The organism is Desertihabitans brevis (assembly GCF_003327535.1).
Lineage (GTDB): Bacteria > Actinomycetota > Actinomycetes > Propionibacteriales > Propionibacteriaceae > Desertihabitans > Desertihabitans brevis.
Map to the genome: position 1 here is coordinate 339,843 of NZ_QOUI01000002.1, position 16,109 is coordinate 355,951.

Sequence of the window (16,109 nt, forward strand, 5' to 3'; positions counted from 1 at the left end):
GTGCACCCTAGTCGCCCTTCTTCTCGGCGGCCTCCACCTTCGCCTGCGCCTGCGCCAGGGGTTCGGGAGCCGGCGGCGGGGGCGTCTGGGCGTCCAGGGCCTCCGCGACCGCCAGCTCGTGGGCGACCGCCTGGCGGACCAGGCCGAAGTCCGGGCTGCCCGGGTAGACCAGCGGCGGCACGAAGGAGACGCTCTGGATGTCGTGCTGGCGGGCGCCCAGGGCCAGCTCGGCCAGGTCGCTGACCGCGCCGCCGTCGACGTCGGTGCGCACCACCTGCTTGCCGGCCGCGGCGATCTCGGAGAACCGGGTGAACACGGTCATCGGGTCGAGCTGGTCGAGCATGGCGTTCATCACCTGCTTCTGCCGCTCCATCCGCTCGAAGTCGCTGGAGCCGTGCCGGGAGCGGGCGTACCAGAGCGCGTGGTAGCCGTTGAGGTGCACCTGCTCACCGGGCTCGATGTAGCCCTTGACCTTGCTGGTGCCCCCGCCGATCGGCACCCGCCGCTCGATGTCGAGGGTGATCCCGCCGACGGCGTCGACCAGCGACTCGAAGCCCTTGAGGTCGACCATCGCGTAGTAGTTGATCTTCAGGCCGGTGATGCCCTCGACGGCCTCCTTGGTGGCCTGCGCCCCGGGGTCGCGGACGCCCGGGTAGAGCTCGGGGTGCTTGGTCGCCTCGGTGTAGACGGCGTTGAGCATGCACTCGTGGTCGGGGCAGGTGAAGCCGGCGGGGTACAGGGTGCGCATCGGGGAGCCCTCGGCGAAGGGGACGTCCTCCATGTTGCGCGGCAGGCTGAACAGCACCGTGCGCCCGGTCTCGGCGTCGACGCTGGCCACGATGAGGCTGTCCGGGCGCATCCCCACCCGCGACTCGCCGGCGTCGCCACCGAGCAGCAGCACGTTGTAGCGGCCGTCGACGGTCTCCTTCTCCCCACCGCCGGCGAAGACGTGCTCGACCAGGTGGCCCTGGCTGTCCAGGACGCCGGCGGAGGCGACGGCGCCGCTGCCGACGGTGAGCGCCAGCCCGAGGCTGAGGGCGGCGAAGCCCAGCCGGTGCGGACGGTGCATGTCGATCGGGCGGGCCAGCCGCCAGGCGTCGACCAGCAGCAGCACCAGCGCCACCCCGGCCAGCACCATGGTGGCCTGCAGGGCCGACCAGATGAAGTCCCCGCTGAGCAGGGCGACAGCCGTGCTGCGGTGCACCAGCGCGAGCACGACGAAGGCCAGCAGCAGCACCCAGCCACCGACCCACACGCGCAGGGCGGCCCGGCCGACGCGGCGGTTGCCCGCCACCAGCTGGGCCGAGCCCGGCAGCAGCAGCGTCATCGCCAGCAGCACCAGGCCGCGGCGCAGCGAGGCCCAGTCGGCGGATCGGCGGTGCGTGCGGGGGTGGTCGACGGGGGGCAGCAACGGGTGCGTGGCGGTCGTGGCCTCGGCTGCGGGCACGGCAGGTCCTCTCAATCTCGGCGAGCGGGGAAGGTCCCACCCAGATCGGGTCCCAGCGTGTACCACCACGGGCAGAGCTGCCCACTCAACACGCCGACCAGGGGCTCGCGGCTGCACCTCGGACGCCGACCCGGGGTCGCGACGTCCGCGTCGCGCCGCGGCTGGGAAGTACGGTGGCTGCCATGGGTCCCGACTCCAGGAACGACGACCTCGACTGGCTGTACCGCCGGGAGCCGAGGGACCGTCCGGTCACACCCGAGCAGACCCGGATGATGTCGGACGAGGAGCTGTCGGAGCTGCGGGCGCGGACCGAGCAGCACGACCGGGACGCCGGGGCCCGTCAGCCGCGGCCCGAGCCCAGCCGGCGCGAGCCGGTGCGCCCGGTCGCCCCTCCCCCACCGCCCGACGACCCGTACACCACCCCGACGCGGACGCGCACCCGCCGCCGGCACCCGGTGCGGCGCTTCTTCGCCGTGCTCGGCGTGCTGCTGCTGGCGATGCTGGTCTGGCTGGTCGGCGTCCCGGTGTACGCCTGGACGCAGGGCGACGACGTCGAGGCGTTCCCGACCGGGGAGCGTCCGGACGGCCAGCCGGGCGAGCTCTACCTGCTGGTCGGCTCGGACTCCCGGGAGGGGCTGTCGGAGGAGGAGCGCGACCGGCTGGGCACCGGCGACGCCGAGGGTCGCCGGGCCGACACCATGATGCTGCTCTACGTGCCGTCGGAGGGGCCGCCGGCGCTGATCTCGCTGCCCCGCGACTCCTACCTGGAGATCCCCGACAACGGCTCGAACAAGCTCAACGCCGCCTACGCCTTCGGCGGCCCGCAGCTGCTCACCGCCACCGTCGAGCAGAACACCGGGCTGCGGGTCGACCACTACGTCGAGATCGGCTTCGGCGGCTTCGTCGGCGTCATCGACGCGGTCGGCGGGATCGAGATGTGCGTGGAGGAACCGATCAAGGACAAGGCGTCGCGGCTCGACCTCGAGGCCGGCTGCCAGACCATGGACGGGGGCACCGCGCTGGGCTACGTGCGGATGCGCAAGGCCGACCCCCGCGGCGACCTGGGCCGGGTGGAGCGGCAGCGGGAGATGCTCGGCGCGCTGGCGCAGGAGGTCGCGAGCCCCGCCACGGTGCTCAACCCGGTGCGGTACTGGAACCTCAACCGGGCGGTGGCCGGTGCGCTGTCCACCGATCCCGGCACCGGGCTGTTCGACGCCGGGGCGATGGCGCTGGCGGTGGCCCGGGTGTCGGGCGGCGACGGGCTCACCCTCACCGTCCCGGTCGGCGACCCCGACTACGCCACCTCGGCCGGGTCGTCGGTGCTGTGGGACAGCGAGGACGCCCCGGAGATGTTCGAGGCGATCGCCCGCGGCGACTCGGCCGCGCTGGCGCAGTTCACCGAGTGAGCGCGGAGCACGGGCGATGAGCTGGTTCGGGTCGGGGGCGGCGCACACCGTGGCGGTGGCCGGTCCGGTGCCGGTGGCCGAGGCGTGGGAGCGCTACCCCGACGTCGCCCGGTGGCCGGAGTGGTCGCCGCAGATCCGGGCGGTGGAGACCGCCTCCACCCGGCTCGTGCCGGGCATGAGCGGCACCGTCCGCACGGTGCTCCCGGTGGCGGTGTCGTTCACCGTGGAGACGGTGGACGCCAGTCGACACACCTGGTCGTGGCGGGTCGGCACGGGTGCGGTGACGGTGCTGATGGAGCACCAGGTGGTCGCCCGCGACCGCGGCTGCATCGCCACCCTGACGGTGCACGCGCCGCTGCCGCTGGCCTTCGCCTACGGGCAGCTCTCCCGGCTGGCGCTGCACCGGCTGGTGCACTGACCCTCCACCACGACGTCGGTCCGGGCTCGGACCCGGGGCTCAGCCGTGCTCGTGCTCCGGGCTCTGCACCGACTCCTCCAGGGTGCCCTCCGGGTCGTCGGTGCGGGCGTCGGAGTCGTGCAGGATCTCCGCGGCCTGGGCCTGCGGGTCGTCGCTGCCGACGACGTCCTCCTCCGGCAGCAGCTGCGCCCGCTCGGCCTCGCGCAGCTCCTCGGAGTGCTGCTCGCCGGAGTCGGGGGCGCGGCCGGTGCCGTCCGGCTGCGGGGTGTTCTCGTGGGTGCGCGGTTCAGTCATCGTCGCCGTCCTCCTTGATGATCAGGGCGAGCCCGCCGAACGGGCCGAGGGAGACCCGGAAGCTGCCGAGGTCGTCGACCTCGGCCACCTCCTCGTCGGTGGTGAGGTCGACCACGCGGGCCCCGATGGGCAGCCGTGGCGACATCACCGTGCCGCGGATCTCCTCCTCGCCGAAGTTCAGCACCGTCACCTGCACCGCACCGACGGCGAGCCGGTTGACCAGCACGAGCATGGCGGCGTGGCTGCCGTCGGGGACGTCCAGCAGCTCGCCGGTGGCGATCCCGTGGGCCTCGCGGACCGCCAGCAGCCCCGCCAGCCGGGAGGCGAAGGAGGACGGGTCGGCCAGCTGCTCGGGCAGGGTGCCGTAGAGCGAGGTGGCCCGCAGCATGCCCGAGGAGGACTGGTTGGCCTCGGGGTTCCAGCCCATCAGGTCGTGGGCGCCGCGCTCGAGCCAGCGGGTGTCGCCGGTGCGGATCAGGCTCTTCACCTGCTCCCGGGTCAGCGGCAGCGTGCCGCACAGGTCCCAGCCCGACAACGCGAACACCCCGGGCTGCCAGGCGTTGTACATGGCCAGCAGCAGGTGCGCGGAGCGGATCCGCTCGACGTCGTCCTCGCCGATCTCGTCGAGGTCGGTGATGCCGAGGGAGGCCGTGATCACCGACGCGGTGGTGCAGGCGATGCCGTTCTGGGTGAAGATCGCGTTGTACGGCCCGGCCTCACCGGTGAGCTCCTGGCGCAGCGTCTCGCGGACGTGCTCGGCCAGGTCGGAACCGACCATCTCGACCCCGCCGAGGGTGTAGACGTCGTCGCGGTGGGTGGTCGCGAAGTGCACCAGCTCGTAGGTGAGCTCGTCGTGGTTCTGCAGGGCGTGCACCAGGGAGGCCTGGTCGATCCCGACCCGCATCCCCTCCCGCAGCACGAGCCGCAGGAACTCGGTGTCGCCCGTGGCCAGCGCGTGGTGGTAGGCGGGCCGGGTGACGAAGTCGTAGGACAGGTCGGGCCCGGACTCCGAGGTCGCCTTGATGGCGTCCATGGTGAGGTTCAGCTCCTGGAAGGTGAACCCCCCGACCTTGCGCACCATCGAGCCGATCAGCTGGTTGGCGGCCTCCGACAGCGGGTGGCCCTCCGACCAGGCCGGCGACTCCTCGGCCGAGCGCTCCACGCCGAGGAAGCCGTTGGCGTCCAGCCGCAGCCCGCCCGAGCCGAGGTCGAGCAGGGAGTGCAGGGCGTCGCCCATCACCAGCCGCATCCCGGCGAAGGTGGGGTCGAGCCAGTTGATCGAGGGCTGGCCGGCCTTGAAGTAGTGCAGGTACACCCAGCGGCGCCGCTGGCCGGTGGTGTCGGTGACGGCGCGGGTGGCGCTCCAGTTGGTCTCCTTGACCCCGGGCTCGTAGAAGATCACCCGCTGCAGCTGGCCGATGATGTAGCCGGCGTCCTGCAGCTTGCGCTCGGTCTCGGCGTCCAGGTTGACCGAGTCCTCGCCCTCGGGGACGTCGGGCAGCAGGCCCCAGTCGCTCTCGGGGATCTCCACCATGTGGTAGATGCCCGGGTAGTCGCGGTAGTTCATCTCGGCCAGGCGGAAGTCCGCGCCCTTGCCGGTGTGGCCGGGGACGATGTCGTCGATGATCGTGCCGCCGTGGGCCGCGGCCTGCTCGCACATGTGGCGGAAGTCGTCCTCGCTGCCGAACAGCGGGTCCATCGCCATCGCGATCCGGTCGAAGTGGCCGTCGATGCTGGGGGTGGGCTCCCAGCCGGTGATGCCGCCGGCCATCTTCACCGGGCCGGTGTGCACGGCCTTGATGCCGATCTGCTCGAAGCACTGCCACAGCTCGTCCGCGCCGAGCGCGTTGAGGAAGGACTGCCCGCGCCCGGTGATCAGCGACAGCGGGTAGGCGGTGAACCAGACCGAGGCGGTGTCGACGGCGCGTCGCGGGTTGGGGTGGGCGAAGGGGTTGTTCCACATGCTCGACTGCCCGGCCAGCTGGCGGGCCATCATGGTGGCGTCGCCCAGCATCGACTGGTTGACCAGCCACTCCACGTAGGCCTTGTTCGTGCCGGTCGGCTCGAACGGCGGGGTGAGGTCGCCGGTGAAGGTGAGCTTGCGCCGGGCCCGCGGGCGCAGCGACCGCGGACGCGCCGGGTAGAACTGCTCGTCGAAGTTGAGCTCGGAGCCGCCTTCACCGTCCTCGCCGGGTTCGCCGACCCCCGGGGCGGGGATGGGCGGCATCTCCTCGACGACGGGCTCCTCGGCTGTCGACTGCTCGCTCACGCGCACTCCCCACTCGGGCCGCTGCTGCTGGGACCCGTCCATCCTGTCATTGGGACGACCGGGTGCTTCAACCCGGCACGGGAGCGGGACGGACCGGGTCCGCTGGGTACGGTCGGAGCACCGTCCCCGCAGCCCGGAGGAAGCACATGACGACCCGTCGCACTGTTCCGGCGAAGCACCTGGCCCGCTGGGCGCTCGGCGGCATGCTGGTGCTCTCCGGCACCAGCCACCTCACCGTCGCCCGCAAGCCGTTCCGGGCGCAGGTGCCCGACTGGGTGCCCCTGCACAAGGACACCACCGTGCTCGCGTCGGGGGTGGTGGAGATCCTGCTCGGCAGCGCGGTCGCGCTGGCCCGCGGGGTCTGCGACCCCTGGTCGGCAAGGTCGCGGCGTTGTTCTTCGTGGCGATCTTCCCGGGCAACCTCGCCCAGCTCAACCGCCACCAGGACGCCTTCGGCCTGGACACCGACCGCAAGCGGATCGCGCGGCTCTTCGGACAGCCGGTGCTCATCGCCTGGGCGCTGTGGTGCACGTCCGGCCGGGGCCGCTGACCGCACTACCCTCGGCGCGTGGCGTTCAGCGGCATCCCCGAGGTGGCTTTCGACTTCTACGACGACCTCGAGACCGACAACTCCCGGTCCTTCTTCGAGGCGCACCGGAGCACCTACGAGGAGTCGGTGCGCCGGCCCGTGCAGGAGCTGTGCGCCCTGCTCGCCGAGGAGTTCGGCGAGGCGAAGCTGTTCCGCCCGCACCGGGACGTCCGCTTCAGCAAGGACAAGTCGCCGTACAAGACCCACCAGGGCGCCTACGTCGCCACCGGCCCGGCCACCGGCTGGTACCTGGAGGTGTCGGCGGCCGGGGTGCGGGTGGGTGCGGGCTTCTACGACGCCGAGCCGGCACGACTGGCGGCGATCCGGGCGGCGGTGGCCGACGAGCGCAGCGGGCCGGCGTTGCGGCGGGTGCTCACCACCCTGGAGAAGCGGGGGTTCGAGGTGGGCGGTGACCGGCTGAAGACGTCCCCTCGCGGCTACCCGGCCGACCACCCGCGGATCTCCCTGCTGCGGCACAAGACGCTGGCGGTCAGCCACGTCCTCGGCTTCGGCGCCGACGTCACCTCCCCCGCGCTCGCCGACCTGGTCCGCGCGGACTGGCGCGCCTGCCGGCCACTGCTGACCTGGCTGGAGCGGGCCACCGCCTGAGCAGCGATCCGGCGGCGCCGGTGGCCTCCGACCAGCGGGTCAGCGGCGCAGCAGCTGGCGGGCCATGACGATGCGCTGCACCTGGTTGGTGCCCTCGTAGATCTGGGTGATCTTCGCGTCGCGCATCATCCGCTCCACCGGGAAGTCCTTGGTGTAGCCGTAGCCGCCGAGCAGCTGGACCGCGTCGGTGGTGACCCCCATCGCGACGTCGGAGGCGTAGCACTTGGCCGCGGCACCGAAGAAGGGCAGGTCGGCGTCCCCGCGCTCGGACTTCGCGGCAGCGGCGTAGGTGAGCTGGCGGGCGGCCTCCAGCTTCATGCCCATGTCGGCGAGCATGAACTGCAGCCCCTGGAAGTCGGCGAGCGGCCGGCCGAACTGCTGGCGCTCCTGGACGTAGCCGAGCGCGAAGTCCAGCGCCCCCTGGGCGATCCCGAGGGCCTGCGCGGCGATGGTGACGCGGGTGTGGTCGAGGGTGCGCATCGCGGTGGCGAAGCCGGTGCCCGGCTCGCCGATCATCCGTGACGCCGGCACCACCACGTCGTCGAGGTAGACCTCGCAGGTCGGCGAGCCCTTGATGCCGAGCTTGCGCTCCGGCGCACCGAAGCTGACCCCCTCGTCGTCGGCGCTGACCACGAAGGCGCTGATCCCGCGGCTGCCGGCATCGGGGTCGGTGACGGCGAAGACGGTGTAGAAGCGCGACACCCCCGCGTTGGTGATCCAGCGCTTCACCCCGTTGAGCCGGTAGCCGTCGCCCTCCGCCACGGCCCGGGTGCGCATCGCGGCGGCGTCCGACCCGGCCTCCGGCTCGGACAGGCAGTAGGAGAACATCGCCTCCCCCGACGCCACCGGCGGCAGGAACTCCCGGCGCAGCTCCTCGCTGCCGCTCAGCAGCAGCGGCAGGGTGCCGAGCTTGTTCACCCCGGGCACCAGCGACGTCGCCGCGCAGGCCCGGGCCACCTCCTCGATGACGATGCACGTGGCCAGCGCGTCGGCGCCGACCCCGCCGTAGGTCTCGGGCAGGTGCGGGGCGTGCAGGTCGGCGGCCCGCAGCGCGTCGTAGGAGGCCTGCGGGAACTCCGCCCGCTCGTCGGCCTCCGCCGCGTTCGGTGCGACCTTGGCCTCGCACACCTCGCGGACGGCGGCGCGGAAGGCATCGTGCTCGTCATTGGGCCGATACATCTGCGTGAAGTCGGTCACGTCGGCAGCGTACAACGCGTTGCTACTGGTGAGTAACTACTGCTGCCGAACGCCGGGCGGGGGCCGCGCCGAACGGAACGTCCGAGGGGTCCCGGAGGTGCTCGGACCCCGCGGACGTTCCGCTCGGCGTCCTCCCCCGGTGCTCGACCCGGCTGGCTGCACCGCCATGTGAGCGTCCCACCCGGCTGGGACGCGCCGGGTCGTCAGGTCGCGGGCGCGGAGGGCTTCGGCTCCGGCCGGCCGGGCTCGGGCGCCAACAGCTCCCGGGCGAGCAGGGTGCCGGCCGCGCTCGCGACCGGGAACACCGCGATGGCGACCAGCGGCAGCGCCAGCAGCAGGAACAGCGGGACGCCGAAGCCGAGGGTCCGGGCGGGCTGGCGGCGCATCGCGGCCCAGCGGTCGCGGAGACGGAACCGGCCCCGGCGTTCGAACCCGCCACCGACCATCTCGGTGGTGATCATCCAGCCGCCGAAGACGGCCGACAGCAGGCCGCCGACCACGGTGCCCACCACGGGCAGCAGCCCGAGCAGGAACAGCGGCAGCGCCGCCAGCGCCGAGATCGCCACCAGGGTGAGCACCTGCCGGATCGTGCGGGGCACCGAGCGCAGCAGCGGCTCCTCCACGGCGGTCGGGACGTCGCCGAGCACGTCCTCGGCCTCCTCCCCGATCCGGTCGTACAGCGGGGACCCGACCGCCAGTGTCACCGCGCTGAACGCGATGACCATCAGCGCGCCGGCCGCCACCAGCAGCGCGATCGCGACCAGCACCCGGAACGCCTCGACCCAGCCCCAGTCGGCGGCGAACGGGGTGAGCGCGGCGGCGAGGTCCATCGCGTTCACCGCGAGCAGCACGAACACCGCGCCGAAGACCAGCGAGACCACCAGGGGCGGGATGAGCCCCAGCCCGAGCAGCCGCGGACGTCGGGTCATCAGCCGGAGCCCGCGAGGCAGCAACGCCGCCCCGGCCAGTGCGTTCGAGATCGGGTTCGCCACGCGCACAGCGTAGGGCGCGCGGCGCTGTGCGGGCTGCGCCGTCGGGGGCCGGTCAGGGACGTCCCCCGGCGCACGTCCGCGGGTCGCCCTCCGACAGGGTCGGGGCGTTGGGGCACGTCGGGCGGTCGGGCTCGAGTGGTCGGCCTCCGGCAGGTTCGGGGCGAGGTGGGGTCAGCGGGTGTCGGCGTCGACCCAGTCGAAGGTGCGCCGGACGGCCTTCTGCCAGTTGCGGTGGAGGCGCTCGGCCTCGGCACGCTCCATCCGGGGCTCCCAGCGGCGGTCCTCGCTCCACTGGTCGCGCAGCTCGTCCAGCCCGCTCCAGAAGCCCACCGCGAGCCCGGCGGCGTAGGCCGCGCCCAGGGCGGTGGTCTCGACCACCCGGGGCCGCACCACCGGGATGCCGAGCACGTCGGCCTGGAACTGCATCAGCGTGTCGTTGGCGACCATGCCGCCGTCGACCTTGAGCTCGGCGGCCGCCTCGTCGGCGTCGGCGTCGGCCGCGGCGAGGACGTCGCGGGTCTGGAAGGCGACCGACTCCAGCACCGCGCGGGCCAGGTGGCCCTTGGTGACGTAGCGGGTCAGTCCGACCAGTGCGCCGCGGGCGTCGGGACGCCAGTAGGGCGCGAACAGCCCGGAGAACGCCGGCACGAAGTAGGCGCCGCCGTTGTCCTCGACGCTGAGCGCGAGCTCCTCGATCTCCGGCGCCTCGCGGATCAGCCCGAGGTTGTCCCGCACCCACTGCACCAGCGACCCGGTGACGGCGATCGAGCCCTCCAGCGCGTAGCGGACCGGCTCGGTGCCGAGCTGGAAGGCGACGGTGCTGAGCAGCCCGTGCTCGGAGCGGACCAGCTCCTCCCCGGTGTTGACGATGAGGAAGTTGCCGGTGCCGTAGGTGTTCTTGGACTCCCCCGCCTCGAAGGCCACCTGGCCGAAGGTGGCGGCGTGCTGGTCGCCGAGGATGCCGGTGACCGGGGTCTCCCGCAGCAGGCTGGAGGACTCGATCCGGCCGTACTCCTCACTCGAGCTGCAGATCCTCGGCAGCATCCGGGCCGGGACGCCGAGCTCGTCGAGGATGGCCTGGTCCCACTGGCAGGTGCGCAGGTCCATGAACAGGGTCCGGCTGGCGTTGGTGACGTCGGTGGCGTGCACGCCGCCGTCCGGGCCGCCGGTGAGGTTCCACAGCAGCCAGGTGTCGACGGTGCCGAAGAGCACCTCCCCGGCCTCGGCCCGCCTCCGCAGACCGTCCACGTTCTCCAGCAGCCACAGCAGCTTGGTGCCGGCGAAGTAGGTGGCCAGCGGGAGCCCGGTGACGTCGCGGAAGCGGTCGGTGCCGCCGTCGGCGGCCAGCCGGTCGACGATCTCCTGGGTGCGGGTGTCCTGCCAGACGATCGCGGGGTGCACCGGCTCGCCGGTGGCGCGGTCCCAGACCACGGTGGTCTCCCGCTGGTTGGTGATCCCGACGCAGGCGATGTCGTGGCGGGTGATGTCGGCCCGCGACAGCGCCTGGCCGATCACCTCCCGGGTGTTGCGCCAGATCTCGGCGGCGTCGTGCTCCACCCAACCGGCGCGGGGGAAGGACTGCCGGTGCTCCAGCTGCCCGGTGGAGACGACGCCGCCCGACTGGTCGAAGACCATGGCCCGGGTGGACGTCGTCCCCTGGTCGATCGCGAGCACGTACCGGGCCACGGGGCGGGTCCTTCCTCCAGGGATCAGCTGAGCCGGGCGTTGGCCAGCACCGGCAGCTGCTCCCGGACGCGGGCGACGGTGTCGGCGTCCACGTCGGCGAGGAGCAGCTCGGGACCGGCTCCGGCCCGGGCGGCCACCGTACCGTCCGGGGCGACGACGGCGCTGCGGCCGATCCCGGTCGGCGCGCCGGGCACCGCCTCGACGCCGGCGGCGGCAGGGTCGGACTGGGCGCAGGCCAGCACCCAGGAGGTGCAGTCCAGGGCGCGGGCGCGCAGCAGCAGGTCCCACTGCTCGGCCTTGCCGGGTCCGGCGGCCCAGGAGGCGCAGACCACCACGGCGTCGGCGCCGGCGCGGGCCAGCGCGGTGAACAGCGCCGGGAACCGGACGTCGTAGCAGGTGGCGAAGCCGAGGGTGAGCCCGCCGACGTCCACGGTGAGCAGCTGCTGCCCCGCCGCCACGGTGGCGGACTCGGCGAAGCCGAAGGCGTCGTAGAGGTGGATCTTGTCGTAGCCGCGGTGCAGCCCCGGGCCGGTGACCAGCACCGTGTTCGTCACCTTCGGACGTCCCGAGCCCGGCCGGGTCTCGGTGCTCGGGGTGAACATGCCCAGCACCACGGTGAGCCCGGTCTCCTCCGCGAGCCGGTGCACCCGGGACGCGAAGGGGCCGTCCAGCGGCTCGGCGACGTCGTCCAGCCGGTGCCCGAAGGCGCGCTGCGTCGCCTCCGGCAGGACCACCAGCTCGGCACCCCGCTCGGCGGCCGCCCGCACCTGCTGCTCGACGAGGGTGAGGTTGGCCGCGACGTCGCGTCCGGTGGTGACCTGCGCCAGGGCGATCCGCATCCCCTCACCCTAGGGCCGCCGGTGACCGGCCGGCGGGCGCCCGCCTGTCGCCGGCGTCCGGTTTCACCGGATGAGGCAAGATGACGGGATGGACATCGTGGGGCTCTCGGTCTCCTCCCTCGATGTGGTCTACCGGCACCGGCTGGCCCACGGGGAGGATCCCCGGCACGCGGCCGCCGAGCGCGGCTGGAAGGTGGAGCGTGCCCTGCGCGCCGAGCTCTCCGGGGACGACCTCGAGCTCGCCCTGCTCGTCTCCCCCCTTCGCGGCGGACCCCGCAGGCCGTCCCGCACCCGATCCGACAGCGTGGCCGGGGCCGTCGTCCGGCAGCGCCCGGCCGCCTACGGGATCGTGCTCTGCGAGGACTCGCTGCTCGCCACCGAGTTCTCCTCGCTGACCGGTGTGCCCGGCCAGTGGGGGCTGCCTGGCGGCGGCATCGAGCACGCCGAGGACCCGGCGCACACGGTGGTCCGCGAGGCCTGGGAGGAGGCCGGCCAGGAGCTCGAGGCGCCGGTGCTCATCGACGTCCAGTCCGACCACTGGGTCGGGCACGCCCCGAGCGGGGTGCTGGAGGACTTCCACGCGGTGCGGCTGATCTACGCCGCCCGCTGCCCAAGGCCGAAGCGGGCGGTGGTGCACGACGTCGGCGGCACCACCTCGGCCGCGCAGTGGGTGCCGCTGCAGCGCTGGCACTCCGTCTCGTGGACCCGCGGTGCGCGCTCGCTGCTGCAGCGCCACCTCGACAGCTGCGTCAGCGGGCTGTCCGCCGAGTTCTCCTGCCGCTCCTGACCGTCCCCTCCGCGGGCCGGGACGCGACGAGGCCCGCCACCCCGGAGGGTGACGGGCCTCGTGCGTCCGGGCTCAGCGCCGGAAGTAGGAGATGATCCGCAGGATCTCGATGTAGAGCCAGACCATGGTGACGGTCAGACCGAAGGCGGCCAGCCAGGACTGGGAGGCCGGGGCACCGTTGCGGACGCCGCGCTCGACCAGGTCGAAGTCGAGGATGAGGTTGAGCGAGGCGAGCACCACGCCGAGGATGGAGACACCGATGGCCAGCATGCTGACCGGGCCGTCCACACCGGCGCGGAAGCCGAGGCCGCTGCCGCCGTTGACGCCGAAGATCGCCAGCGCGAAGTTGAGCAGCATGGCCAGGCCGAAGGAGACCGTGGCGATGATCAGCACCTTGGTGAACACCGGGGTGACGCGGATGACCTTGAAGCGGTAGGCGACCAGCATCACCGCGGCCACGACCAGGGTGGCGAAGACGGCCTGGACGACGATGCCCGGGTAGGACTGCTCGAAGACCATCGAGATCATGCCGACGAAGACGCCCTCGAGGACGCCGAGCAGCAGCGCGGCCACCGGGCCCACCTTGGAGCGGAAGCCGACCACCAGCGACAGCACCACGGTGCCGAGACCGCTGACCACCATCAGCGGCAGCGCGGCCTGGATCGGCAGCAGGCCGGTGATGATCGAGGCCCACGTGGCGGCGGCCACCAGGATCATCAGACCCATGACGACCAGCGTCTTGGTGAGCACGTCCTCCATGGTCATCCGACCCTTGGACGACGTCGGCGCGCCGACCGGGCCCTGCTGGTACGGGTTGGCTCGGCGCGGGTCCTGCATGCCGAACCCGGGCGCCTGCTGCGGGTAGGCGCCCCACTGGCCCTGACCCTGGGGCGCCCGCGGGGCGAACGCCTCGTCCTTGGTCAGGATGGGGTTGCTCGTGCGGAGCATGTGTCCTCCTCGGGAAGTCTCTGCACCCCGATCCTACCGGGCCGCACCAGGGTCGTGGTGGTGCCGCGACCTCACCCGGCGGCCTGCTCGCGGGCGTACCCGCGCAGGTCGTCGACGGCCGTGGCGGTGGCCTGACCCCGGCCGGCGACCTCGGCGTCCAGGGTGGCCGCGGCCTGCTGCAGCCGCTGCAGGTAGCGCTCGTGCAGCCCGGTGAGCTCGTCGGCGGCGGCAGCCTCGCCGCCGCGCACCCGCTCGGCCAGCGCGGCGTAGTCCTCGACGTGGGCGGCGTGGGCGTCGGCGAAGGCCTGCCAGGCCCCGTCGGGCACCTCGCGCAGCGACTGCACCCGCTGCAGGCACGGCGCGCTGGCCGAGGCGATCTGCTCCTCGCTCGGGCCCGCGGCCAGGTCGAGCTCGGTGTCCCAGGTGGGGCAGGCCGTTCCGGCGCCCTGCAGGGGCAGCAGCGCGGTGCTGTAGCGCTCGAGATAGCCGTCGAGCTCGTCCACCGCGGTGTGCAGGGTCTGCAGCCGGCGCGCCACCTCCGGGTCGTCGGCCGCGCGCAGCCGGTCGAGCGCCGCGGTCTGGTCCTGCAGCTGCACCGTCTGCAGCTCGATCGCCCCGACCAGCTGCTGCACCTGGTCGGGCCCGGGCGCCGACACCGCGGCCGGGGCCCGTCCCACCTCGGCGGCCAGCAGGGTGACGAAGTCGCTGGTCAGCGCGCTCTCCTGCTCGAGGCGGGTGTAGTCGGCGGCCGACGGCGGGCGCCAGGCGTTCCAGCCCAGCAGGCCGAGCACGCCGAGCACGAGCAGCGCCAGCACGCCGCCGACCACGGCCACCATGACGGTGAGCGGGGAGCGTCGCCGACGGTCGGGGCTGGGCGCGGGCATGGCCCCGAGTGTGCCAGCGCCGTCCGACCGTCCGGCCGGGGACGGAGCGGTCAGCTGTCGGGGTGGCGGACAGGCCGGGAGCGCAGCGGCCCGACCAGACGCGGCCCGGACAGCCGCCGTTCCAGCCGGCGGGCCTCGCGCGCCAGCGGCTGGGCGATGTACTCCCCGAGGATCACCCCGGCGGCCAGCGCCAACGCGATCGAGGCGGCGGTGACCATGGCGACGATGCCCTGGGTGCTGGCCTCCACGCCGCCCTCCCCCAGCAGCGAGAGCCCGCGGTAGATGGTCAGCCCGGGCAGCAGCGGCACCACCGCCGAGACCACGACCACCAGGGGCGGGACGTGCACCCGACGGGCCACCGCGTAGCCGACGACGCCCACGCCGACCGCGGCCAGACCCACCGGCCAGAGCCGTCCGAAGCCCAGCTCCTCGACCACCCGGGACAGCCCGGTCGCCCCCGCGGCCACCACCGCCACCGGCAGCAGCACCACCACCCGTGCGTAGCTGGCGTAGGCGAAGCCGGCCGCGGCGACCCCGGCACCGACCCCGAGCAGGGCCAGCTCGACCAGACCCGGCGGGGAGGGGTCCATCCGTCCGATGTCGACGCCCAGCACCGCCGCGGCGGCCAGACCCCCGGAGACGCCGACGATGATGCCGGCGGTGGAGAGCATGGCCTCCAGCAGCCGGGCGCCCGCGGTCACGTAGAAGCCGCTGAGGGCGTCCTGCAGGGCACCCATGAAGCCGATCCCGGCCAGCAGCATGACGATGTTGGCGGTGACGACCAGGGACGGGTCGATGCCGTCCACCCCGGTCAGCGCCACCACCACCGCCCCGATGGTGGCGATCGCGCCGCCGGCGACCTGCTGGTAGAAGGTCGGCAGCCGGCGCCGGGTCATCAGCGCCTGGGCGTGGTCGATGACCATCGCGGTGACCAGCGCGCTGCCCACCACCCAGGCCCCGCCGCCGAGCATCAGCGCCACCCCGGCGGCCATCACGCCCCAGCCGAGGGTGACCGCCCACCGACGCCGGTGGTGGCCGGTCGAGAACAGGGTGAGGATCGAGGCCCGGGCCGAGCGCAGCGACTCCTTGTCGGCCAGGATCCGCGCGATCAGGTGGTCGACCCGGGTGAGGTCCTCGTAGTCGATGCCGCGCTGCTTGACCTGGCGGATCATGGTGTGCGCGGGCTCGCCGTCCGCCGGGTGGTAGCTCATTGAGAGCGAGGTGAAGGTGACGTCGATCTCGGCGTTGCGGAGCCCGTAGTGGTGGGCCACCGAGTCCATCGCGAGGGTCACGTCGGCCGCCCCGGCACCGTTGGCCAGCAGCATCTCACCGATCCGCAGGCACAGGTCGAGGACGCCGGTCACGTCGTTCTGGGCAGGCACGGGGCAAGGGTGCCAGAGCCGGCCGGACGTCCGGGACGTCGTCTGGGGCGCCTCGCGGGATGCTTCTCAAACCCCCGCAAGCCTGTGAAGACCTTCTCAAACCCCCGCAAGCCTGTGAAGACCCTGATCCGCCGTGTTCTGCGAGAATCCCGGCGTTCGAGTCGTCGTTCCAGGGACCAGCGTATAGAGGATGTGCGCGGTCCAATGGCGAAAAAGACTCGCTTCGTCCTCAAACCCGTTTGAGCGTCCCCAATCGAGCCGCGCTGGCCGATGCGTACGCCAGCGGCACGTCGGTAGATGAGTTGGCGCAGCGGTTCGGAGTGCATCGACAGACGGGCCTTCGCATCATCACTCAGGCAGGT

At 73.1% G+C, this 16,109-nt stretch carries 15 protein-coding genes; 5 read left to right on the top strand and 10 right to left on the bottom strand.

Going from position 1 to position 16,109, the window contains the following annotated elements:
* Positions 1-7: 7 nt before the first annotated feature.
* Entirely contained in the window at positions 8-1,447 is a 1,440-nt protein-coding gene (locus tag DT076_RS04935; protein ID WP_114125520.1) for an LCP family protein, read from the bottom strand.
* A 182-nt stretch (positions 1,448-1,629) separates the two neighbouring features.
* Between DT076_RS04935 and DT076_RS04940 the strand changes: the two genes are divergently transcribed.
* Positions 1,630-2,853, top strand: coding sequence for an LCP family protein (locus DT076_RS04940; RefSeq protein WP_114125521.1), 1,224 nt, complete (start codon positions 1,630-1,632; stop codon positions 2,851-2,853).
* A 16-nt stretch (positions 2,854-2,869) separates the two neighbouring features.
* On the top strand, positions 2,870-3,271 hold the full coding sequence (locus tag DT076_RS04945) for an SRPBCC family protein (RefSeq protein WP_114125522.1): 402 nt from the start codon (positions 2,870-2,872) through the stop codon (positions 3,269-3,271).
* 39 nt (positions 3,272-3,310) lie between these two features.
* On the opposite strand, the gene DT076_RS04950 is transcribed toward DT076_RS04945, so the two are convergent.
* Complete coding sequence (locus tag DT076_RS04950) at positions 3,311-3,565, bottom strand: hypothetical protein (protein ID WP_114125523.1); 255 nt, start codon at positions 3,563-3,565, stop codon at positions 3,311-3,313.
* A complete protein-coding gene (gene treS / locus DT076_RS04955; RefSeq protein ID WP_233493643.1) occupies positions 3,558-5,834 on the bottom strand; it encodes a maltose alpha-D-glucosyltransferase in 2,277 nt (758 codons plus the stop codon). Before treS ends, DT076_RS04950 begins: the two co-directional genes overlap by 8 nt.
* Positions 5,835-6,225: 391 nt before the next feature.
* Here treS and DT076_RS20415 point away from each other — a divergent pair, with 391 nt between their 5' ends.
* Both DT076_RS20415 and DT076_RS04965 read left to right on the top strand, forming a co-directional pair.
* Complete coding sequence (locus tag DT076_RS20415) at positions 6,226-6,384, top strand: DoxX family protein (RefSeq protein WP_233493644.1); 159 nt, start codon at positions 6,226-6,228, stop codon at positions 6,382-6,384.
* 18 nt (positions 6,385-6,402) lie between these two features.
* On the top strand, positions 6,403-7,032 hold the full coding sequence (locus DT076_RS04965; RefSeq protein ID WP_114125524.1) for a DUF2461 domain-containing protein: 630 nt from the start codon (positions 6,403-6,405) through the stop codon (positions 7,030-7,032).
* 39 nt (positions 7,033-7,071) lie between these two features.
* Here the strand turns inward: DT076_RS04965 and DT076_RS04970 are convergent, their stop codons facing one another.
* The 4 genes from DT076_RS04970 to DT076_RS04985 all read right to left on the bottom strand — a co-directional run bounded on the left by DT076_RS04970 (position 7,072) and on the right by DT076_RS04985 (position 11,746).
* Positions 7,072-8,211, bottom strand: a complete 1,140-nt coding sequence (locus DT076_RS04970) for an acyl-CoA dehydrogenase family protein (RefSeq protein ID WP_114125673.1) — start codon at positions 8,209-8,211, stop codon at positions 7,072-7,074.
* 221 nt (positions 8,212-8,432) lie between these two features.
* Complete coding sequence (locus DT076_RS04975; RefSeq protein ID WP_147264056.1) at positions 8,433-9,221, bottom strand: EI24 domain-containing protein; 789 nt, start codon at positions 9,219-9,221, stop codon at positions 8,433-8,435.
* A 171-nt stretch (positions 9,222-9,392) separates the two neighbouring features.
* Positions 9,393-10,907 carry a glycerol kinase GlpK gene (gene glpK, locus DT076_RS04980; protein ID WP_114125526.1) on the bottom strand — a complete coding sequence of 505 codons (1,515 nt, stop codon included), beginning with the start codon at positions 10,905-10,907 and terminating at the stop codon, positions 9,393-9,395.
* A 23-nt stretch (positions 10,908-10,930) separates the two neighbouring features.
* Entirely contained in the window at positions 10,931-11,746 is an 816-nt protein-coding gene (locus tag DT076_RS04985) for a carbon-nitrogen hydrolase family protein (RefSeq protein ID WP_114125527.1), read from the bottom strand.
* An 88-nt stretch (positions 11,747-11,834) separates the two neighbouring features.
* On the opposite strand from DT076_RS04985, the gene DT076_RS04990 reads away from it, so the two are divergent.
* Positions 11,835-12,533: an NUDIX hydrolase gene (locus DT076_RS04990; protein ID WP_114125528.1), complete on the top strand. Its 699-nt coding sequence runs from the start codon at positions 11,835-11,837 to the stop codon at positions 12,531-12,533.
* Between the two features lie 72 nt (positions 12,534-12,605).
* Here the strand turns inward: DT076_RS04990 and DT076_RS04995 are convergent, their stop codons facing one another.
* The 3 genes from DT076_RS04995 to DT076_RS05005 form a co-directional block, all read right to left on the bottom strand.
* Positions 12,606-13,481 carry a Bax inhibitor-1/YccA family protein gene (locus DT076_RS04995; RefSeq protein ID WP_114125529.1) on the bottom strand — a complete coding sequence of 292 codons (876 nt, stop codon included), beginning with the start codon at positions 13,479-13,481 and terminating at the stop codon, positions 12,606-12,608.
* A 71-nt stretch (positions 13,482-13,552) separates the two neighbouring features.
* Positions 13,553-14,365, bottom strand: a complete 813-nt coding sequence (locus DT076_RS05000) for a hypothetical protein (protein WP_114125530.1) — start codon at positions 14,363-14,365, stop codon at positions 13,553-13,555.
* A 50-nt stretch (positions 14,366-14,415) separates the two neighbouring features.
* Entirely contained in the window at positions 14,416-15,747 is a 1,332-nt protein-coding gene (locus tag DT076_RS05005) for a threonine/serine exporter family protein (protein ID WP_233493645.1), read from the bottom strand.
* Between the last annotated feature and the right edge of the window lie 362 nt (positions 15,748-16,109).